This window comes from Microbacterium sp. SMR1 (genome assembly GCF_003289625.1).
Classification (GTDB): Bacteria; Actinomycetota; Actinomycetes; order Actinomycetales; family Microbacteriaceae; genus Microbacterium; species Microbacterium plantarum.
Map to the genome: position 1 here is coordinate 364,853 of NZ_QMBN01000001.1, position 20,147 is coordinate 384,999.

A 20,147-nucleotide genomic window follows, 5' to 3' on the forward strand; every position below is an offset into this window, starting at 1 on the left:
CTCCTGTACTAGCGTTCGAGACATGCGTGTAGACATCGTCTCGAAGGAGTATCCTCCCGCGATCTATGGGGGAGCGGGGGTGCACGTCACCGAGCTCGTCCGCGCCCTGCGCGCGTCGATGGAGGTGCAGGTGCGCGCCTTCGGGGCCGACCGGGAGGAGCCCGACACCACGTCCTATGCCACCCCGGTCGGACTCCTCGACGCGAACGGCGCGCTGCAGACGCTCGGCACCGACCTCGAGATCGTGGGGGATGTCGCCGGCGCGGACGTCGTGCACAGCCACACCTGGTACGCCAACTTCGCGGGTCATCTCGCCTCGCTCCTGCACGGCATCCCGCACGTCGTCACAGCGCACTCGCTCGAGCCGCTGCGTCCCTGGAAGGCCGAGCAGCTCGGCGGCGGCTACGCCGTGTCGAGCTACATCGAGAAGACGGCATACGAGAACGCGGCCGCGATCATCGCCGTGAGCGACGGCATGCGCCGCGACATTCTGCGCAGCTATCCGGATCTCGATCCCGAGAAGGTCTCGGTGATCTACAACGGCATCGACGTCGAGTCGTGGCGCCCCGTCCACGATCCCGCGGTCCTCGAGCGCCACGGCATCGATCCCGCACGCCCCTCGGTGGTCTTCGTCGGCCGCATCACGCGGCAGAAGGGGCTGCCCTACTTCCTGCGCGCGGCTCGTCTCCTGCCCGCCGACGTCCAGGTCGTCCTCTGCGCGGGCGCGCCCGACACGGCCGAGATCATGGCCGAGGTGCAGGGGCTCGTGCGCGAGCTGCAGGCCGAGCGCTCGGGTGTCGTCTGGATCGAGGAGTTCCTTCAGCGCGACGAGCTCTGTGCGATCCTCACCGCCGCGACGACGTTCGTCTGCCCGTCGGTCTACGAGCCGCTCGGCATCGTCAACCTCGAGGCGATGGCGTGCGGCGCCGCCGTCGTCGGTACCGCGACCGGCGGCATCCCGGAGGTCGTCGTCGACGGCGTGACCGGGCGCCTCGTTCCCATCGAGCAGTCGGACGACGGCACCGGGACGCCGCTCGATCCCGACAGGTTCGTCGCCGATCTGGCCGCCACCTTGACCGAGGTCGTCTCGGATCCCGAGACGGCGCGAAGCTACGGCGCCGCGGGCCGCGAGCGTGCCGCCGACTCGTTCAGCTGGGCCGCGATCGCGGACGAGACCGCCGCGTTGTACGCGAGAGTGGCGGGGCTCGGCCGCTAGGCTGAACCCATGCCGCAGGTCCTGGAGTTCTCCGACGTCGTCGTCCGCCGAAACGCCCGGAACATCATCGACCGGGTCGACTGGTCGGTTTCCGATGATCAGCGCTGGGTGGTGCTCGGCCCCAACGGCGCGGGCAAGACGACAGTGCTCCAGCTGGCGGCGAGCCTGCTCCACCCCACCTCGGGGACCGTCGAGATCCTGGGCGAGCGCCTGGGGCGCACCGACGTGTTCGAGCTCCGCCCGCGCATCGGGTTCGCCTCGTCGGCGATGGCCCGCCGCATCCCGGCTGAGGAGACCGTGCTCGACGTGGTCCTCACCGCCGCCTACGCGGTGACCGGGCGCTGGCGGGAGGACTACGAGGACATCGATGAGCGGCGCGCGATGCGGGTGCTCGCAGAATGGAAGCTCGACGGTCTGGCCGAGCGCACCTTCGGCACCCTCTCGGACGGTGAGCAGAAGCGCGTCCAGATCGCCCGCGCCGTCATGACCGACCCCGAGCTCCTGCTTCTGGACGAGCCGACGGCGAGCCTCGACCTCGGCGCCCGCGAGGAGCTGCTCGCTCTCCTGGGCGGTTATGCCCAGGCCCCGACCACGCCCGCGATGATCATGGTGACTCACCACGTCGAGGAGATCCCGGTCGGGTTCACGCACGTGCTCCTCCTTCGCGAGGGTGGAGTGGTCGCTGCCGGTCCGCTGGCCGAGACGCTCACCGCGGAGAACCTCACCGAGACGTTCGGTCTGTCCATCACGCTCACCGAGGAGGGCGGTCGCTACGCGGCTCGGGCGGCATCCTGAACCTGGTAAGATCGCTCTTTGGTGCAGACGCATCGCAGACTTCCCTCGCCCTGGCAAAATCCAGGGCACCACGTAAGGAATCCCATGAAGACTGACATCCACCCCGAGTACCGCGCCGTCGTGTTCCGCGACCTGGGCTCCGGCGAGACCTTCCTGACCCGTTCGACGGTCTCGAGCGACAAGACGATCGAGCTGGACGGTGAGACCTACCCCGTCATCGACGTCGAGATCTCGTCCGCCTCGCACCCGTTCTACACGGGCAAGCAGCGCATCATGGACTCGGCCGGTCGCGTCGAGAAGTTCAACCAGCGCTTCAAGAACTTCGGCTCCAAGTAGGTCGTTCTTCGATCAAGGCCCCGCTTCGGCGGGGCCTTCGTCGTTCTCGGCGGTGTGCTGTGCCCGCTCACGCGATCACGGCTTGACGATCGGGATCGACGCCGTCTCGGCGGCGACCTTGCGGCGGTGCAGGGCGCGTTGCTCGGGCAGGGAGATGTCGAACACGACGGCGAGCAGACGGATGACGGTGGTGACAGCGATGCCGACGATGGCCGCCGCCACGATCGGGGCTCCGAGCGCCGATGCGCCGGCGAGCACCGCACACCCCACCGCTGCCGCGACGGCGTAGAGGGAGCCGACGTGCATGATGGCGACGGGAAGCCCGAGGATGACGTCTCGCAACATGCTGCCGCCGACCGCCGCGCACGAGCCGATGAAGATCGCTGGGACGATCGGAAGTCCCAGCACGAGGGCCTTGCTGGTTCCGAATGCGCCGAACAAGCCGATGACGACGGCGTCGAGGCCGATGATGACGGCGTTGAGCCGTCGGAAGACGTTCGACAGGAGCATTCCCACGAGGGCTGCCGAGGTAGCGGTGATGAGGTACCAGTTGCTCTGCAGCGTGACCGGCTGGACGCCGAGGAGCAGATCGCGGATGAGGCCGCCGCCCATCCCGATCAGGATCCCGATGATGACCACGCCGAGAGGGTCGAGCCGCTGCTTGCCCACGAACCCCGAGGCGAACAGAGCGCCCTGCACCCCGCCGAGGCCGACAGCGGTCAGATCCGCCCAGAGCGGGATCACGAACTGAGACTGCGTCACGGAACCATTGTCGTCGGTCGGCGCGATAATTGGAGGGTGCCCACCTACCGCGACGAGGTCGTGATCCTCCGCACCCACAAGCTGGGTGAAGCGGATCGCATCGTCACGATGCTCAGCCGTCGGCACGGCAAGCTCCGTGGCGTCGCCAAGGGAGTGCGTCGCACGTCGTCGCGCTTCGGGGCGCGCCTCGAGCCGTTCATGGTCGCCGACGTGCAGATGTACAAGGGGCGGTCGCTCGACATCGTTCAGCAGGCCGAGTCGCTCGGGTCGTACGGGGCCGACATCGCGACCGACTACGACCGGTACACCTCGGCGTCGGCGATGGTCGAGGCCGCCGACCGTCTGAACGAGGCCGAGACGACTCCGCAGCAGTACCTGCTGCTCGTGGGCGGCCTCCGCGCGCTCGCGCGTGGCGAGCACGACAGTCGCGCTGTGCTCGATTCCTACCTCCTTCGCGCCATGGCGCTCTCGGGGTGGGCGCCCTCGCTCGACGCCTGTGCCCGCTGCGGTCGTACCGGGCCGCACGACGGGTTCGTCGCGCCCCTCGGGGGCTCGGTCTGCGATGCCTGCGCTCCGGCGGGATCGGCCCGCATCGCACCGGAGACCGGCGCCCGGCTCCGCGCCCTCATCGCCGGCGAATGGGAAACCGTTGACGCGGGCAGCCCCGGCACCGCCAACGCGGCATCGGGGCTGATCGCCGCGTATGCCCAGTGGCATCTCGAGCGCGGCATCCGGTCACTCGGACACATCGGCGCGGCGCGCTGACCACGGTGATGGCGGGCAGCTCGAACGCCTAGGCTCGAACCGATGAGTCCCAAGCCGTACACGCACCGCGACGCGGTTCCCTATCGCCCCCTCGACTGGACCGGGGTGTACCCGCCGGCGTTCCCGCGAGGCGGCGTCCCGAACCACGTCGCGATCGTCATGGACGGCAACGGACGATGGGCCAACCGCCGCGGACTCACCCGCATCGAGGGGCACCGCGCGGGCGAAGAGGTGCTGCTCGACGTCGTCGCCGGCGCCGTCCAGGCCGGCGTCAAGCACCTGAGCGTCTACGCGTTCTCGACCGAGAACTGGTCGCGGTCGCCTGATGAGGTGCGCTTCCTCATGGGCTACAACCGTGACGTCCTCCACCGTCGTCGTGATCAGCTCAACGAGTGGGGCGTGCGTGTGCGGTGGGCCGGGCGCAAGCCGCGCCTGTGGGGCTCGGTCATCTCCGAGTTGCAGTACGCCGAGCAGCTCACCCGCGACAACGACGTCCTCACGCTCACGATGTGCGTCAACTACGGCGGCCGGCACGAGATCATCGATGCGATGCGGGCGATGGGGGAGCAGATCGCCGCGGGGCGGATGAAGCCCTCCGCCATCACGGAGAAGGCCCTGCGCCGGCACCTCTATGTGCCCGACATGCCCGACGTCGACCTGTTCATCCGTTCGAGCGGAGAGCAGCGGACCTCCAACTTCCTCCTGTGGGAAGCGGCCTACGCCGAGATGGTGTTCCTCGACACGCTCTGGCCCGACTTCTCTCGTTCGGACCTGTGGGGTGCGATTCAGCTGTATCTCTCGCGCGACCGCCGGTTCGGCGGCGCTGTCGACGCTCCCACCGCGTGATGCGCGAGCGGGAATAGCCCGCGCGCGCCAGGACGTTGCACCCGGTGTGACGGACGCAATAAAGATCGACGTGTGGAGCGACATCGCCTGCCCGTGGTGCTACATCGGTAAGCGCAACCTCGAGTCGGGCCTCGCGGCCACGGCGGATGACGAAGACGCTCCGCGCGTCGAGGTGACCTTCCACTCGTTCGAGCTCTCGCCCGACACTCCGGTCGATTTCGAGGGCGACGAGCTGGACTTCCTCTCGACGCACAAGGGGATGCCGCGCGAGCAGGTGCAGCAGATGCTCGACAACGTCACCGGCGTCGCGAAGGACGCGGGCCTCGACTACCACTTCGACATCCTCAAGCACACCAACACGGTCAAGGCGCACGAGCTGCTGCACGCCGCGAAGGCGGAGGGCCGTCAGCACGAGATGGCCGAGCGCCTGATGGCGGCGTACTTCACCGAGGGCCGCCACGTCGGACGGATCGACGATCTCGTCGAGCTCGCCGCCGAGGTCGGACTCGACCGCGACGTGATCCGCGCCGCGCTCGAGTCGGGCGAGCACCTGCCGGCCGTTCGCGCCGATCAGGATCAGGCGCGTTCGTACGGCATCAACGGTGTCCCGTTCTTCGTCATCGACGGCAAGTACGGCGTCTCCGGAGCGCAGCCTGCCGAGGCGTTCGCGCAGATCGCCCGTCAGGTGTGGGCCGAGCGGAACGGCGTCGAAACCGCGGGCTGAGCGCGGTCCGCACACGCGCGGGGGGTCAGCGCGGGAGGTTCGCCTCGATGACCGCGACGATCTCCGGCGCGTCGGGCTTCGTCTGGGGGCGGAAGCGGTGCACCTCACCGCTCGGCGTGATGACGAACTTCTCGAAGTTCCACATCACCGGGCCTCGCGCACCCTCCTCGTTGCGGATCTTCTTCAGCGCCTTGTACAGGGGAGCGGCGTGCGAGCCGTTGACCCGGATCTTGTCCATGATGGGGAAGCTCACTCCCCAGGTCATCGCGCAGTAATCGAGGATCTCCTCCATCGAGCCCGGCTCCTGACCCATGAACTGGTTGCAGGGGAATCCGATGACCTGGAGCCCGCGCTCGCCGTAGGTGCGCTGAAGCTGCTCGAGCTGCTCGTACTGGGGCGTCAGACCGCACTTCGAGGCGACGTTGACGACGAGAAGGACGCCGTCGCCGAGGTCGTCGAGGGTGGTCTCGGTGCCGTCGGCGGCGGAGAACGGAATCGAACGGATGTCGGTGGTCGCTTCGGTCACGTCCCCAGGCTACGCCCGGCCGCCTTCCGGCATCCGTCCTTCTGGGAGAATGATCTGGTGAGTACCGTCCTGTCCGCCTCCCCGCGCCTGCGGATCGGCCCGATCGCCCTGGATGCGCCCGTCGTCCTGGCCCCGATGGCCGGGATCACGAACACCGCCTTCCGTCGGCTCTGCCGCGAATACGGCGCGGGTCTCTACGTCAGCGAGATGATCACGACCCGCGCACTCGTCGAGCGCAACGCCACGACGATGCGGCTGATCACGCATCACGAGTCCGAGAAGCCGCGCTCGATTCAGCTCTACGGCGTGGACCCCGCGACGACCGAGGCCGCCGTGCGGCTTCTGGTCGAAGAGGACCGTGCCGACCACATCGACCTCAACTTCGGGTGTCCCGTCCCCAAGGTGACCCGCAAGGGCGGGGGAGCCGCCCTGCCCTGGAAACTCGATCTCTTCCGCGACATCGTCACGCGGGCCGCCCGCGCTGCCGGAGACGTCCCGCTGACGGTGAAGATGCGCAAGGGCATCGACTCCGACCACCTGACCTACCTCGACGCCGGCCGCATCGCGGAGGACGCCGGTGTCTCCGCCGTCGCGCTGCACGCCCGCACGGCTGCGGAGTTCTATTCCGGCCACGCCGACTGGTCGGCCATCGCCGCGCTGAAAGAAGCGGTCACGAGCGTTCCCGTCCTCGGCAACGGCGACATCTGGTCCGCCGAGGACGCCGTCCGGATGATGGCGGAGACCGGCTGCGACGGCGTCGTCGTCGGACGCGGGTGCCTCGGGCGTCCCTGGCTCTTCGGCGACCTCGCACGCGCGCTGGGCGAGCCCGGCTCGGCTGGCCCCGAGGTCGATGCCACGCTCGGTTTCGTCGCGACCGCCTTCCGCCGCCATGCCGAGCTTCTCGTGGAGTTCTTCGAGGATGAGGGCCGGGGATGCCGCGACATCCGCAAGCACGTCGCGTGGTACTTCAAGGGCTACCCCGTCGGCGGTGACACGCGGGCGCGGCTGGCGACCGCGTCGAGCCTCGCCGAGATCGACGACATCCTCGCGACGCTGGACTGGGCGGCGCCCTACCCCGGCTCGGCTGCGGAGGGGCAGCGTGGTCGCGCGGGAACCCCCAAGCGTCCGGCGCTGCCGGATCGTTGGTTGGATTCCCGCGACGTCGACGCGGCCGAGTCGTCGGCCATCGCCGCAGCGGAGGTCGAGAACAGTGGGGGCTGAGGTCACGAGCGGTGTCGGCGTCTCGGCGGGACGCCCCTCCGGCTACAACGACCACGACGCCGCCCGCTTCCACCGCGAGGAGCACCGCTCGCGCCGCGACAGCTTCGCCCGCGATCGCGCCCGTGTGCTGCATTCCGGCGCCCTGCGCCGTCTCGCCGCCAAGACGCAGGTGCTGAGTCCGGCGAGTCCGGCCGACTTCGCGCGCAACCGCCTGACGCACTCGCTCGAGGTCGCCCAGGTCGGGCGCGAGCTGGCCATCGCTTTGGAGCTCTCGCCCGACGTCGTCGACACCGCCTGCCTCTGCCACGACCTCGGACACCCGCCGTTCGGCCACAACGGTGAGCGGGCCCTCAACGACTGGGCCGAGGACATCGGCGGCTTCGAGGGCAACGCTCAGTCGCTGCGCATCCTCTCGCGTCTCGAGCCGAAGGTCGTCGATGCGTTCGGTCAGAGCGCGGGCCTGAACCTCACGCGGGCGAGCCTCGATGCGACGTGCAAGTACCCGTGGACGGTCGAGCACGCCATCCCCGACCCGGGCGGACGGCAGAAGTTCGGCGTCTACCCCGAGGACGAGGCGGTGTTCCAGTGGATGCGTGAGGGCGCCCCGGGACGCCTGCGTTGCATCGAGGCCGAGGTCATGGATCTCTCCGACGACATCGCCTACTCGGTGCACGACTTCGAGGACGCGGTCCTGAACGGCTACCTCGATCCGGCGCGGCTCGGGGATCCGCGCGAACGCGAGGCGCTGCTCACCGCGATCCAGAGCTGGGTGGGCTACGGCTTCACGAAGGACGAGCTCGGCGATGCGCTGTACCGTCTGACACTGCTTCCCGAGTGGCTCGAGTCGTACGACGGCTCGCGCGCGGCGATGGCACGTCTCAAGAACCTCACTTCCGATCTCATCGGCCGGTTCGCGCGCGCCGCCACGGCGGCGACCCGCGAGCACTACGACATCCCCGTCCTGACCCGCTTCCGCGGTCGGGTCATCGTTCCGCGCGTCATCGAGGTCGAGATGGCGGTGCTCAAGGGAGTCATCGGCGCCTTCGTCGTCTCGATCGAGGGACGCAAGGGGCTCTACAAGGAGCAGCGCCGCGTCCTGCGCCGCCTCGCCGACGCCCTGTGGGAGCGTCCGGAGCACCTCGACGCGCTGCACGCCGAGGACTTCGCCGCGGCGGTGACGGATGCCGCCCGCCGCCGTGTCATCGTCGACCAGGTGGCGACCCTCACCGACCGCTTCGCGATCGAGTGGCACGGCCGCCTGGTGGGCCCGGTCGACCTTCGCGAGCTGGGCCTGTGGTCGTCTGATCCGCGCGCGACGGCGCCGAGCCACTTCGCGCTGCCCGAGCCCATCGAAGGGCTCTGATGGCACGGATCCGGCAGACCGACATCGAAGAGGTCAAGGCGCGCACGAACATCGGCGACATCGTCGGCGAGCGTGTCGCCCTGAAGTCCGCCGGCGTCGGCTCGCTGAAGGGGCTCTGCCCGTTCCATGACGAACGCAGCCCCAGTTTCCACGTCCGGCCGCAGGTGGGGTACTACCACTGCTTCGGATGCGGTGAGTCGGGCGACGTCTACTCGTTCCTGCGGGCGATGGATCACCTCTCGTTCACCGAGGCCGTGGAGCGCCTCGCGGCGCGCATCGGTTACTCCTTGCACTACGAGGACGGCGCCGCGGCTCCCGAGACGAGCGGCCGTTCCCGGCTGTACGCCGCCCACACCGCCGCGGCCGAGTTCTACCGGTCGCAGCTGTCCGCGCCGGATGCGCAAGCGGCGCGGCAGTTCCTCGGCGAACGGGGCTTCGATGCCGGTGCGGCCGCCCACTTCGGCGTCGGTTACGCTCCGCAAGGCTGGTCGGCCCTCCGTGACGCGCTGCGCTCGCAGGGCTTCAGCGATGAGGAGCTGTTGACCGGGGGACTGGTGTCGAAGGGGCAGCGCGGCGTCTACGACCGGTTCCGCGGGCGTGTGGTCTGGCCGATCCGCGACGTCGCCGGCCAGACGATCGGATTCGGCGCTCGCCGCCTCTACGACGACGATCAGGGTCCGAAGTACCTCAACACGCCAGAGACGCCGATCTACAAGAAGGCGCAGGTCCTCTACGGCCTCGACCTCGCGAAGAAGTCGATCTCGCGGGAGCATCGCGTCGTCGTCGTCGAGGGCTACACCGATGTGATGGCGTGCCATCTCGCCGGGGTCACCGGAGCCATCGCGTCGTGCGGCACGGCCTTCGGTACCGATCACATCACGGTGCTGCGTCGCGTCATGGGCGACAGCGAGGGCAGCTCGGGTGAGGTCGTGTTCACCTTCGACCCGGATGCTGCCGGCCAGAAGGCGGCTCTGCGCGCGTTCGGCGACGAGAAGCGCTTCGCGGCGCAGACGTACGTCGCGGTCGCGCCCGAGGGGCTGGACCCGTGCGATCTGCGGCTCAACCGGGGTGATGCAGCGGTGCGCTCGCTCATCGAGGCGAAGGCGCCGATGTTCGAGTTCGTCATGGATCAGCGTCTGTCGACGTTCGACCTCTCCACCGTCGAAGGACGCATCGGCGCCCTGCGGGCGGCGGCACCGATCGTCGCCGACATCCGCGATGCCGCGCTTCGACCGGGCTACACGCGTGTCCTCGCCGGAAAGCTCGGGCTCGACCTCTCGGAGGTGCAGCCCGAGGTCGAGCGGGCCGCGCGCCGCGCGTCGGCGTCCGGGAGCGCAGGGGAGCGCACTCGCGGCGAGGCACCGGGCGCAGGCCGAGCGCAGCCCTCCGGTGCGCCCGGCGCGGCCTCCGAACCGCCGCCCGTGTCGGTCCGTGTCACCCTCGCCTCACTGCCGGCCGCCCTCGAGCTCGAGAAGCGCGCGCTCATGGGCGTGCTGCAGTACGGGCACCTGCTCGACAAGCAGGCCGTCGACATCGCGCTGGGTCTGCCCATGCCGCATCCGGCTCTCGAAGCCGTCCGTCAGGCCGTCTCGATGCAGACTGACCTCACCCGGCCCGGATGGACCTCGGCTGCGGTGGACGCGACCCGGGAGCCCTATCGCACGCTCGCGATCGAACTGCTCACGGCGGACTTCCCCGCGGGAACCGAACGCATCGCGCAGACGACGGCGATGGAGTCGCTGCGCAAACTCCGCCAGCGGGCGCTCGAACGCGAGAAGGCCGAGCTGCGAAGCGCGCAGCAGCGCCTGGAACCGGGATCGCCCGAGTTCCGTTCCATCGGCGTCGCCATCCGCGATCTCGACCTTCGGCTGCGGCAACTCATGGAATCGGAATGACCGCCGTCGGCGACGAGTAGCGGTCGAGCGATGAAAACGGCAGGATGATGCGCATGTCCCGACGACCCGACGCGGAGATCGCGGTGCGCTGCGACGATCTGTCGATAGCGCGGACGGGCGATTCCGATCGCGTCGTCGAGGGCGTCAGCGTCACGGTCCGGGCGGGAGAAGCCCTCGCCGTGATGGGCGCGACCGGGTCCGGCAAGTCGACGCTGCTCTCCGTCCTGGCCGGCAATGCGCCGGCCGATGTCGGGGTCGTCGGCGGTGCTGCGGAGGTGGCCGGCCTCTCGGTGCGGAAGGGTGGCCGTTCCCGCCGCATGCTCACCTATTACGCCGGGCACATGCCACAGGCGGCAGGCGCTTCGCTCCCGGCTCGATTGACCGTGGCTGAAGTCATCGCCGAGCCCATCACCTCGCGTGACCGGCGAGTGAGTCAGCGCGCTCTGTCGCTTCGGGTCGCCTCGCTCCTCGACGAGTTGCACCTTCCGCTGGGTGCGGCCTCGCAGTATCCCTACGAGCTCAGCGCGGGAATGCGCCAGCGCGTCGCCCTCGCGCGGGCTCTCGTGCTCGACCCGAAGGTCTTCATCGGCGATGACCCGTACGCGAACCTCGACATCGAGGTGCGCATCGCGGCTCGAGAGGCCTTGCTCTCGCGTCGCGACGACACGGGGATGGCGATCGTCATCGCGACGAACGACGTCGAGACCGCCGACGAGCTGGATGCCGCGGCTCTCGTCCTGCACGGTGGCCGGCCCGTGGGATACGGGCAGACCGCATCGGATGTGGTCTGGACGCCGGACGGGCGATCGCGAGCGTCCTGACGGCCGCGACCCGCCCGGCGGTCGGCCGATGTCGTGAGCACCCCCGGAGCTTTGCTAATATAGACGGGTTGCCCGGCGCGAGCGGGGCGGCTGATCCTCGGTAGCTCAATTGGCAGAGCAATCGGCTGTTAACCGATAGGTTCTTGGTTCGAGTCCAAGCCGGGGAGCGAGAGACCCGCGTTATCTACCGCGGCTCTCACCGAAGGCCCGGGCTTCCACCCCGGGCCTTTACTCATGTCCCTGCCGACGTATCAGCCGAAGAGATGTAGCCCGAGGTCAGCGCTCAGCGCTTCAGCGCCCATACGACCGCGCACGCTCGTCCCATGCTCATCGAGAGGCGGGCTCACGATCGCGGCACCGAGAGTTCCAGGCGCCGACAGGACGATCGCGCCCGAGACACTCGATTTCGCCGGGACCCCGACGGCTCGCATCCAGCGACCCGACCCGTCATAGACACCACAGGTGGCCATGACCGCGACGACATCGCGCGCGGTGCGGGATGACACTACTCGCTCGCCGGTGACCGGGTTCACCCCGCCGAGCGCGAGCGTCGCGCCCATGACGGCCAGGGTCTGCGCGTCCACCAGCACGGCGCACGCCCGGGCGTAGACCGCGACAGCGTCATCGGCCGTGACGGCGAGCGTTCCCTCATCGCGCATCAGATGCGCGAGTGCATGATTGCGGTCGCCGAGGAGGTGCTCGCTGTGGGCGACATCGTCGTCCACTTCCAGTCGGCGACCGGCGAATCCCGACAGCCCGGCCACGATGCGGCTCGCGCGTTCGTCGGGATCGTCGCCGTCGACCAGCGCACAGGTCAGGATGGCGCCGGCGTTCACCATCGGGTTCGGGGGTCTTCCCGTGCCGCTCTCGAGCTTGATGGCGTCGAACGCCTCGCCCGTCGGCTCTATGCCGACCCGGTCCAGGGCTGCGCCGTCGGTGTCGGCCAGAGCGAGAGCGAACAGGAACGGCTTGACGGCCGACTGGATGCTGAACGGGACATCCCCATCCACCGACGATCGGACCGAGCCGTCGGGCAGGGCCAGTGCGATCGCGCATAGGTCGCGATCGGCGTCGGCGAGCTCGGGGATGCTCGTCGAGCGTTCACCGTCGCGCGCCGGCAGCAACCGTCCACGCAGAGCGTCGAGATCGTATGCACGCGGACCGCTGGCGTCGCTCATGGCGTCAGGCGTCGAGATCGTCGACGCCGGGCATCCAGGCGTTGCCCGGACGGCCCCAGCCGCGCTTCTTCGCGATCTTCTGCGTCGTCTTCCAGTCCGAGTCGTCGAGGCGGTCCACGTAGAGGATGCCGTCGAGGTGATCGAACTCGTGCTGCATGATGCGCGCGCGCCAGCCATCGACGCGGATCTCGACGGGGGAGCCGGCGAGGTCGGTGCCGGTCACGAGCACCTCCTCGGAGCGCCGCAGCGGGAACCGCTCACCGGGGAAGGAGAGGCACCCCTCCGACTCGTCGTCGGGATCGGGTGAGCCGGGCTCGAGTGGACGCATCCAGAGCTCCGGGTTGATGATCTCGCCGCGCCAGGGCTCGCCGTCGTCGTCCTGGTACGTGTAGACGTAGATTCGCAGGCCGACGCCGACCTGCGGAGCAGCCAGGCCGACCCCGGGGGCGGCATCCATGGTCTCGTACATGTCGGCGACGAGCTGGCGGATCTCGTCCGTGATCTCGGTGACGGGCTCGGCGGGGGCGTGCAGCACGGGATCGCCCATGATGCGAATCGGAAGAACGGGCACGTTGCGAGCCTAATCGAGCCCGCTTCGCCGTTATGGTCGAAAGGTGATTCCGTTTGTCGCGTCCCTCGATGACGTCACCGATCAGCTGATCGGAGTCTTCCGCGAACCCAGAATCCTCATCGGAATCCCGCTCGCGCTGCTCGGCGCCGTGTTCATGTCCTTCGGAGCGCTCTACCAGCACCGGGGCGTGCAGAAGGTCGAGCGTCTCACCAACTCGTCGGGAAGCGCCGGGCTCAACGGCTCGCAGCTGCTGAGTCTGCTGAAGCGTCCGTCGTGGGTGGCGGGGACGATCATGCTCGGGCTCGCGATCGTGTGTCAGCTCGCAGCGCTGACTTTCGCGCCGCTCATCCTCGTTCAGCCGCTCGGTGCGATCTCTCTCGTGATCACGACCCTGCTGAATGCACGCATCACCGGCGTCAAGCCGACGAAGCGGTCGGTTCGCTCGATCATCCTGTGCGTCGGGGGCATCCTCGCCTTCGTCACGGTGGCCGCGCTCGTCGCGACGGAGGAGCCGATCGATCAGGCGCAGCTCATCACCATCCTCGCTCTGCTCGCGGGCGTGCTGCTGATCTCGGGGGCCGTGTGGATGCTGGTGCGCAAGGGGGCGAAGCCGCTCTTCTACATCGCGGCCTCGGGAATCATCTACGGTTTCGTCGCAACGCTCGCGAAGGTCGTGATCTCGCGCATCCAGAACGGCGACTTCGAGTGGTTGACGCTCCTGTGCCTCGTCGGCCTGATCACCGCGACCGCCGTCGGTGCGTACTTCGTTCAGACCGCTTACTCCGTCGGGCCTCCCGATCTCGTCATCGCCGGGCTCACCGTCATCGACCCGATCGTCGCCGTCATCATCGGCATCGCCATCCTGCGTGAGGCCGCAACGGCGCCGTTGCCGGCATTCGTCGGCTTCGTCGTCGCCGGAGCCATCGCGGTCTATGGCGTGACGTCGCTGGCGCGGAACCATCCGCAGGTCGTGCTCGACAGTCAGCAGCTGCCGATTCCGCGCGGGAGCAAGGGCAAGCGCCTCGACGATTGAGCAGTCGCGTCGGTTCGAGGCGGCTCGCGCTAGGCTCGATACGGCAGGGGGCGGTGGCCAAGCTGGTCAAGGCAGCGGGCTCATAACCCGACGATCGTGGGTTCAAGTCCCACCCGCCCTACACACGAATGGCCGCCCGCGGGCGGCCATTCCCATGCACAGGCGCGTGAGGCGTCAGGGGTGCGTAATTGCGGGATCCTGTGGGAAGTCGGTGTTGTCGTCGCCCGCCTTGAGATCGGTGTCGCCGAGGTCGGAGCCCGCGCGAGCCGCGTCGGCCTTCACCTCGTCGCTGGCGGCATCCGTCGGTGCGGCGGTGTCGGCGTGGGCGTCATCGGCGTCGCGGTGGTGGGGAGTGCTGTCGGACATGCGGCATCCTTTCCTCGGGGTGTGAGATCCAGCCTGCCGCTCGGGTGGGTCGCGAGGAAGGCGCTTGACATCGGATGCCGGGAGAAATCGTGACACGGTTGTGATTCTTCAGGTTAGTGCGCGATAATCGACGCCATAACCGAACACATCGCCGGCATCCGGGCTCAGGTCGTAGGGGAAGACGTACCTGATGAAACGGAGAAGTCATGGCGACACCACAGGCGCGTGGAGTGATCTTCATCCACTCCGCGCCACGCGCGTTGTGCCCGCACCTCGAGTGGGCGGCGGGGCGCGCGCTCGGACGCGCGGTGAGCTTCGACTGGGAGGACCAGCCGGTGCTCGACGGCAGCCGTCGCGCGGAGTTCTACTGGGAGGGCCCCGCCGGAACCGGAGCAGCACTCGCGACGGCGATACGGGGCTGGGAGCACCTGCGATTCGAGGTGTCGGAGGATCCGACGCCGCGCAGCGACGGGGGCCGGTGGATGCACACCCCGAGCCTCGGCATCCATTACGCCCAGACCGATGCAACGGGCAACGTCGTGATCGGTGAGGACCGCATCCGCTACGCCATGGAGATCGCGGCGGGCGATGTGCGCGAGCTGCAGCGCGAGCTCGACGTCGCGTTGGGCGCAGCCTGGGACGAAGAGCTCGAGCCCTTCCGTCACGCCGGCGACGATGCTGCCGTGGTGTGGCTGCACAAGGTGGGCTGATTCCGAGTCGCACAGACCCAGTCGGCCCGTGCGTTCGTACCGAGCCCCGGTGGAATGATCCCGGGGAACGGGAGCACGTACGGGACGACTGACCCGAAAGAAGAACAGACCCCCGCGGAACGCCGTCCGCGGGGGTCTGTTTCGTGTTCCGAGACCGGTCAGGCCGATCGGAACGCGACGACGGCGTTATGTCCGCCGAAGCCGAACGAGTTGCTGATCGCCAGCAGATCACCGTCGCCGAGGCTCTGGGTCTCGCCCGAGACCCGGAACGGGACGGCGGGGTCCTGCTCGGTGATGTTGATCGTCGGCGGCGCGATCCGTTCGCGTAGAGCCAGGATCGTGAAGATCGCCTCGAGGGCACCGGTACCACCCAGCAGGTGACCCGTGGACGCCTTCGTGGCCGAGACCGGAATCTCGTCGATGCGGTCGCCGAAGACGCTGCGCAGCGCCTGGTACTCGTTGGGGTCGCCGACGGGGGTCGAGGTCGCGTGCGCATTGATGTGCGCGACATCATCGGGGGAGGCATCGGCCTGCTCGAGAGCAGCGCGGACCGCGCGCGAGGCGCCGGCACCCTCGGGGTCGTTGGCCGTGATGTGGTACGAGTCGGCGGTGACGCCGCCGCCCACCGCGTAGGCGTAGATCTTCGCGCCGCGAGCCTTGGCGTGTTCTTCGGTCTCGAGGATCAGCACACCGGCGCCCTCGCCCATGACGAAGCCGTCGCGATCGATGCTCGTCGGGCGCGAGGCCATTGCCGGGTCGTCATTGCGGCGTGACAGTGCCTGCATCGATGCGAAGGACGCCATCGTGATGGGGTGGATCGCCGACTCGGTGCCACCGGCGATGACGATGTCGGCCAGGCCGTCCTGCAGGTGCTCGATCGCGTTGACGATCGACTCCGTGCTCGAGGCGCAGGCGCTCGCGACCGTCCGGGCGAAGGCGCGCGCCCGGAAGTGCAGCGAGAGGTTACCGGCGGCGGCGTTGGGCATGAGCATCGGAACCGTCATGGGCAGAACCCGTCGCGGCCCCTTCTCGCGCAGCGTGTCCCACGCATCGAGCAGCGTCCACACCCCGCCGATGCCGGTCGCGAAGTCGACACCGAGACGCTCGGGGTCGACCTCGGGGCTGCCGGCATCCGCCCACGCCTCCATCGCGGCGACCATCGCGAACTGCGACGCGGGGTCGAGACGCTTGGAGACAGGGCGCTCCAGCACGGTGTCGGGGCGCACGATGGCCTCGGCGGCGAAGTGAACCGGAATCTGGTACTTCTCGACCCACTCGTGCTCGAGTGTGCGCGTGCCGGAACGGCCGGCGAGCAGGCCTTCCCAGCTTTCGGGTGCGGTGCCGCCCAGGGGCGACGACGCTCCGATTCCGGTGACGACGATACGCGGGGTGCTCATGGATCTCCTCGGTGGAACCCCGGCGGGGGCGTGTGCCCCCGCCGGTGGGGGTTACGCCTGGTTGGACGTGATGTAGGTGACGGCGTCGCCGACGGTCTTGAGGTTCTTGACCTCTTCGTCGGGGATGGTGACGCCGAACTTCTCCTCGGCGTTGACGACGATCGTCATCATCGAGATCGAGTCGATGTCGAGGTCGTCGGTGAAGGACTTCTCGAGGGCGACCTCGTCGGCCGAGATGCCGGTCTCGTCGGTGATGAGCTCGGCGAGTCCTGCGAGGACCTCGTCGTTGCTGAATGCCATGGGGTTTCTCCTTGTTATCTCTGGACCGACCCGGACGCGGGCCGCTGTTCAGTCTAGGTGCGGGGACCCGCCCGATCAGGGAAGGACGACGACCTGCGCGCCGAAGACGAGCCCCGCCCCGAAGCCGATCTGGAGGGCCAGACCGCCGCTCAACCCGGGGTTCTCCTCGAGCAGGCGGTGCGTGGCGAGGGGAATGGATGCCGCCGACGTGTTGCCGGTGGTCTCGATGTCACGACCGATCGCGACGGTCTCGGGCAGCCCGAGCTGCTTGGCGAACTCGTCGATGATGCGCATGTTCGCCTGGTGCGGGATGAAGGCGGCGAGGTCGCCCGCCTGGATGCCGGCCTCCTCGATGGCTCGCCGTGCGACCTTGACCATCTCCCAGACCGCCCAGCGGAACACCGTCGGGCCCTCCTGACGGAGTGTCGGCCACGGCGCAGTCCCGTCGCGGAACTCCACGAGTGTGTGGTTCATGCCGACGGCGTCGGCCTTCGACCCGTCCGAGCCCCACACCGTCGGACCGATGCCCGGGGTGTCGCTCGGCCCGATGATCGCCGCGCCCGCGCCGTCGCCGAGCAGGAACGAGATCGTGCGGTCGGCGGGGTCGACGATGTCGCTGAGCTTCTCCGCGCCGACGACGGCGACGTAGCGGGCCGCACCCGCGCGAACGAGCGCGTCGGCCTGAGTCACTCCGTAGGAGAACCCTGCGCACGCTGCGTTGACGTCGTACGCCGCCGCCGGGTTCGCCCCGACGCGGTCGGCGACGATCGCCGAGACCGACGGGGTCTGCTTCGGGTTCGAGATCGTCGAGACGATGACGGCGTCGACCTGGTCGGCAGGAACGCCGCTGCGCTCGATCGCCTCGGCCACGGCATCCGCGGCCAAGTCGATGACGGTGGTCTCCTTGTCCGCGCGGACGCGAGTGACGATGCCGGTGCGCTGACGGATCCACTCGTCGCTCGAGTCGATCGGTCCGACGAGGTCGTCGTTGGGTACGGCGTTCTCACCGCGAGCCGCGCCGTACGCGTAGATGCGGGTGTGAGCGGGGCCGGTGGCCTGGCGAATGGCGGCGGTCATGCGGCACCTCCGGAGATGAGAGCGGATGCGGCGACGAGGTCGTCGGGGGTCTTGACGGCGACCGAGGGGACGCCGCGAAGAGCACGCTTCGCGAGGCCCACGAGGGTGCCGGCGGGGGCGAACTCGATGATGCCGGTGACGCCGTGCTCGGCGAACGAGGACATGCACAGGTCCCAGCGCACGGGAGACGCGACCTGGGCGACCAGACGGTCGAGAGCGTCACGGCCCTCGGCGACGACGGCGCCGTCGCGGTTCGACCACAGCGTGAGGTCGGGGTCGTTCACCGAGGTGGCGGATGCCGCCGCGGCGAGCGTGTCGACGGCCCGCGCCATGTACCGCGTGTGGAACGCGCCGGCGACCTGGAGGGGAATGACCCGGGTCGCAGCGACGGGCTCGGCGGCGAGGCTCGCGAGAGCGTCGAGTGCGCCGGCCGCGACGATCTGTCCTCCACCGTTGTAGTTGGCCGGGGTGAGGTCGAGCTCCTCCAGACGGGCGACGACGGCATCCTGGTCGCCGCCGAGCACGGCGCTCATGCCGGTCTGCTCGCGGGTCGCGGCATCCGCCATGGCGCGGCCGCGGAGTCCGACCAGACGCATCGCGTCATCGTCGCTCAGCACGCCGCCGGCGGCGAGTGCCGCGATCTCGCCGACCGAGTGGCCGGCGACGCCTGCCGGGCGAGCGCCGTCGGCGACGAGCGCGCTGTACGACAGCAGGCTGGCGGCGACGATGAGTGGCTGGGCCACGGCGGTGTCTCGGATGCGATCCGCATCCCACTCGGTACCGGCGGCGACGAGGTCGACCTCGGCGAGCTCGGAGAAGCGCTCGAGGCGTTCACGCGCACCCTCCAGCTCGAGCCACGGGGCGAGGAAGCCGGGGGACTGCGACCCCTGCCCGGGGAACACGGCGATGATCACTGTTACATCCTTCCAAGTTCAATCGGTCGACCGCTGGCGACGATCGCACAACAATGCGGCGAAGCTTTGTGTCGACCGTACAGTCGACGGGTCATGAGGAGCGTCCGACGGAGGCGCGGCCTCGTCAGCTCCGGCGCGACTGCGGCGCGCGTCGTCTCGTGAGGTCATTGCCGATGGAGCCCAGGATGAGCGCCGTCTGCAGGATGAGCGCCTCACGGGGCCCGGTCGCGTCCCAGCCGATGACGTCCGACACGCGCTTCAGCCGGTACCGGACGGTGTTCGGATGCACGAAGAGCTCGCGGGCCGTCGCTTCGAGGGAACGACCGTTGTCGAGGTAGCTCCACAGGGTAGCGACGAGGTCCGCGGAGTGGGCGAGCAGCGGACGATAGATCCGTTCGACCAGAGTTGCCTTGGCGACGGGATCGCCGGCCAGCGCGCGCTCGGGAAGCAGATCGTCGGCCTCGACGGGTCGCGGCGCATGACGCCAGGCACTCGCGACCGCGAAGCCGGCGAGAGCCGCGCGAGCGCTCTGGCTCGCATCGACCAGGGCGGGCACGGTGGGGCCGAGCACCAGGTGACCGGGGCCGAAACCGGGCTCGAGTCTCGCCGCTATCTCGAGGAAGGTCAGCTCGGGCACCGGCTCCGCCCGGCCTGGTAGGTCGGCACGCCCGATCACGATCACCAGGCGAAGGCCCTGAACGCCGACGAGGACGTCGACGCCCATCTTGCGCGCGGCACGGCGCAGCTGGTCGACGTCGAACTGCGGGGGAGCGGTGCCGACGAGGACGGCGACCGCCCCGTGCCCGTGCCAGCCGAGCGCGGCGATCCGGCTCGGAAGCTCCTCGTCGGTCTCACCCGTGAGGATGGAATCGACGACGAGCGCCTCGAGGCGGGCATCCCACAACCCGCGCGCCTCGGCGGCGCGCGCGTACACGTCTGCCGCTGCGAAAGCGACGTCACGCGAGTACTTCAGGATCGCCTCGCGGACGTCGTCGCCGCGGTGCGCCACCCGTTCCTCGGTGACTTCGACGGTCACCCGCACGAGCTGCAGGGTCTGCGTCAGGCTGACGCTGCGCAACAGCTCGCGCGGAGCCGCGGCGAAGATGTCGGCGGCGATGCGCGGGGTCGAGGTCGGATCCTCGTACCACTGGATGAACGAGGTGATGCCCGCCTGCGCGACCAGTCCTACGGAGGACCGGCGCGCAGGCGGCATCTCGGCGTACCAGGGCAGCGTCTCCTCGAGCCGATTGATCGTGGCTGTGGCCAGATCACCCGAGATCCGGCGGAGCCACGCGAGTGTCTCCGCCTTCGAGCTGTCGTCGGTCACCGAA

Annotated in this window: 22 protein-coding genes and 2 tRNA genes; 14 read left to right on the top strand and 10 right to left on the bottom strand. The window is 69.2% G+C overall.

What is annotated here, in order from left to right:
* The first annotated feature begins 22 nt into the window (after window positions 1-22).
* The 3 genes from glgA to DO944_RS01765 all read left to right on the top strand — a co-directional run bounded on the left by glgA (window position 23) and on the right by DO944_RS01765 (window position 2,347).
* A complete protein-coding gene (gene glgA / locus DO944_RS01755) occupies window positions 23-1,216 on the top strand; it encodes a glycogen synthase (protein ID WP_112614078.1) in 1,194 nt (397 codons plus the stop codon).
* Between the two features lie 9 nt (window positions 1,217-1,225).
* A complete protein-coding gene (locus DO944_RS01760) occupies window positions 1,226-2,011 on the top strand; it encodes an ABC transporter ATP-binding protein (protein WP_112614080.1) in 786 nt (261 codons plus the stop codon).
* Between the two features lie 84 nt (window positions 2,012-2,095).
* Window positions 2,096-2,347 carry a type B 50S ribosomal protein L31 gene (locus DO944_RS01765; protein WP_018186539.1) on the top strand — a complete coding sequence of 84 codons (252 nt, stop codon included), beginning with the start codon at window positions 2,096-2,098 and terminating at the stop codon, window positions 2,345-2,347.
* A 75-nt stretch (window positions 2,348-2,422) separates the two neighbouring features.
* On the opposite strand, the gene DO944_RS01770 is transcribed toward DO944_RS01765, so the two are convergent.
* The gene (locus DO944_RS01770) at window positions 2,423-3,109 is read right to left on the bottom strand and encodes a trimeric intracellular cation channel family protein (protein ID WP_112614082.1); all 687 of its coding nucleotides are present in this window, start codon (window positions 3,107-3,109) and stop codon (window positions 2,423-2,425) included.
* A gap of 36 nt (window positions 3,110-3,145) precedes the next feature.
* Here DO944_RS01770 and recO point away from each other — a divergent pair, with 36 nt between their 5' ends.
* The 3 genes from recO to DO944_RS01785 are packed head-to-tail and all read left to right on the top strand — an operon-like array spanning window position 3,146 to window position 5,444.
* Entirely contained in the window at window positions 3,146-3,874 is a 729-nt protein-coding gene (gene recO, locus DO944_RS01775) for a DNA repair protein RecO (protein ID WP_112614084.1), read from the top strand.
* A gap of 42 nt (window positions 3,875-3,916) precedes the next feature.
* A complete protein-coding gene (locus tag DO944_RS01780) occupies window positions 3,917-4,720 on the top strand; it encodes an isoprenyl transferase (RefSeq protein ID WP_112614086.1) in 804 nt (267 codons plus the stop codon).
* Window positions 4,721-4,766: 46 nt separating this feature from the next.
* Window positions 4,767-5,444, top strand: coding sequence for a DsbA family protein (locus DO944_RS01785; RefSeq protein WP_112614088.1), 678 nt, complete (start codon window positions 4,767-4,769; stop codon window positions 5,442-5,444).
* A 25-nt stretch (window positions 5,445-5,469) separates the two neighbouring features.
* Here the strand turns inward: DO944_RS01785 and DO944_RS01790 are convergent, their stop codons facing one another.
* On the bottom strand, window positions 5,470-5,970 hold the full coding sequence (locus DO944_RS01790; RefSeq protein ID WP_112614090.1) for a glutathione peroxidase: 501 nt from the start codon (window positions 5,968-5,970) through the stop codon (window positions 5,470-5,472).
* Window positions 5,971-6,027: 57 nt separating this feature from the next.
* Between DO944_RS01790 and dusB the strand changes: the two genes are divergently transcribed.
* The 5 genes from dusB to DO944_RS01815 all read left to right on the top strand — a co-directional run bounded on the left by dusB (window position 6,028) and on the right by DO944_RS01815 (window position 11,437).
* On the top strand, window positions 6,028-7,191 hold the full coding sequence (dusB, locus tag DO944_RS01795; protein WP_112614092.1) for a tRNA dihydrouridine synthase DusB: 1,164 nt from the start codon (window positions 6,028-6,030) through the stop codon (window positions 7,189-7,191).
* Complete coding sequence (locus DO944_RS01800) at window positions 7,181-8,554, top strand: deoxyguanosinetriphosphate triphosphohydrolase (protein ID WP_112614094.1); 1,374 nt, start codon at window positions 7,181-7,183, stop codon at window positions 8,552-8,554. Before dusB ends, DO944_RS01800 begins: the two co-directional genes overlap by 11 nt.
* A complete protein-coding gene (dnaG, locus tag DO944_RS01805) occupies window positions 8,554-10,449 on the top strand; it encodes a DNA primase (protein ID WP_112614096.1) in 1,896 nt (631 codons plus the stop codon). Before DO944_RS01800 ends, dnaG begins: the two co-directional genes overlap by 1 nt.
* Before the next feature lie 53 nt (window positions 10,450-10,502).
* Window positions 10,503-11,270 carry an ATP-binding cassette domain-containing protein gene (locus tag DO944_RS01810; protein WP_112615079.1) on the top strand — a complete coding sequence of 256 codons (768 nt, stop codon included), beginning with the start codon at window positions 10,503-10,505 and terminating at the stop codon, window positions 11,268-11,270.
* Between the two features lie 94 nt (window positions 11,271-11,364).
* Window positions 11,365-11,437 (top strand) — tRNA-Asn (locus DO944_RS01815).
* A gap of 84 nt (window positions 11,438-11,521) precedes the next feature.
* On the opposite strand, the gene glsA is transcribed toward DO944_RS01815, so the two are convergent.
* Window positions 11,522-12,448, bottom strand: coding sequence for a glutaminase A (gene glsA, locus DO944_RS01820; protein ID WP_112614098.1), 927 nt, complete (start codon window positions 12,446-12,448; stop codon window positions 11,522-11,524).
* A gap of 4 nt (window positions 12,449-12,452) precedes the next feature.
* Window positions 12,453-13,019, bottom strand: a complete 567-nt coding sequence (gene def, locus DO944_RS01825) for a peptide deformylase (protein ID WP_112614100.1) — start codon at window positions 13,017-13,019, stop codon at window positions 12,453-12,455.
* Between the two features lie 43 nt (window positions 13,020-13,062).
* On the opposite strand from def, the gene DO944_RS01830 reads away from it, so the two are divergent.
* Together DO944_RS01830 and DO944_RS01835 are read left to right on the top strand one after the other, a co-directional pair.
* Window positions 13,063-14,052, top strand: coding sequence for a DMT family transporter (locus DO944_RS01830; RefSeq protein WP_112614102.1), 990 nt, complete (start codon window positions 13,063-13,065; stop codon window positions 14,050-14,052).
* A gap of 47 nt (window positions 14,053-14,099) precedes the next feature.
* Window positions 14,100-14,173, top strand: a tRNA-Ile gene (locus DO944_RS01835).
* A 53-nt stretch (window positions 14,174-14,226) separates the two neighbouring features.
* Here DO944_RS01835 and DO944_RS01840 read toward each other — a convergent pair.
* Window positions 14,227-14,418, bottom strand: coding sequence for a hypothetical protein (locus DO944_RS01840; protein WP_112614104.1), 192 nt, complete (start codon window positions 14,416-14,418; stop codon window positions 14,227-14,229).
* A 206-nt stretch (window positions 14,419-14,624) separates the two neighbouring features.
* Here DO944_RS01840 and DO944_RS01845 point away from each other — a divergent pair, with 206 nt between their 5' ends.
* On the top strand, window positions 14,625-15,128 hold the full coding sequence (locus DO944_RS01845) for a DUF3145 domain-containing protein (protein WP_112614106.1): 504 nt from the start codon (window positions 14,625-14,627) through the stop codon (window positions 15,126-15,128).
* Window positions 15,129-15,286: 158 nt separating this feature from the next.
* Here the strand turns inward: DO944_RS01845 and DO944_RS01850 are convergent, their stop codons facing one another.
* The 5 genes from DO944_RS01850 to DO944_RS01870 all read right to left on the bottom strand — a co-directional run bounded on the left by DO944_RS01850 (window position 15,287) and on the right by DO944_RS01870 (window position 20,143).
* Window positions 15,287-16,525, bottom strand: a complete 1,239-nt coding sequence (locus tag DO944_RS01850) for a beta-ketoacyl synthase (protein ID WP_112614108.1) — start codon at window positions 16,523-16,525, stop codon at window positions 15,287-15,289.
* A gap of 51 nt (window positions 16,526-16,576) precedes the next feature.
* The gene (locus DO944_RS01855) at window positions 16,577-16,825 is read right to left on the bottom strand and encodes an acyl carrier protein (protein ID WP_023951379.1); all 249 of its coding nucleotides are present in this window, start codon (window positions 16,823-16,825) and stop codon (window positions 16,577-16,579) included.
* A gap of 75 nt (window positions 16,826-16,900) precedes the next feature.
* Complete coding sequence (locus tag DO944_RS01860; RefSeq protein WP_112614110.1) at window positions 16,901-17,902, bottom strand: beta-ketoacyl-ACP synthase III; 1,002 nt, start codon at window positions 17,900-17,902, stop codon at window positions 16,901-16,903.
* On the bottom strand, window positions 17,899-18,816 hold the full coding sequence (locus tag DO944_RS01865; RefSeq protein ID WP_112614112.1) for an ACP S-malonyltransferase: 918 nt from the start codon (window positions 18,814-18,816) through the stop codon (window positions 17,899-17,901). The genes DO944_RS01860 and DO944_RS01865 overlap by 4 nt, the downstream gene beginning before the upstream one ends.
* Before the next feature lie 124 nt (window positions 18,817-18,940).
* The gene (locus DO944_RS01870; RefSeq protein ID WP_112614114.1) at window positions 18,941-20,143 is read right to left on the bottom strand and encodes a CdaR family transcriptional regulator; all 1,203 of its coding nucleotides are present in this window, start codon (window positions 20,141-20,143) and stop codon (window positions 18,941-18,943) included.
* Window positions 20,144-20,147: the final 4 nt, after the last annotated feature.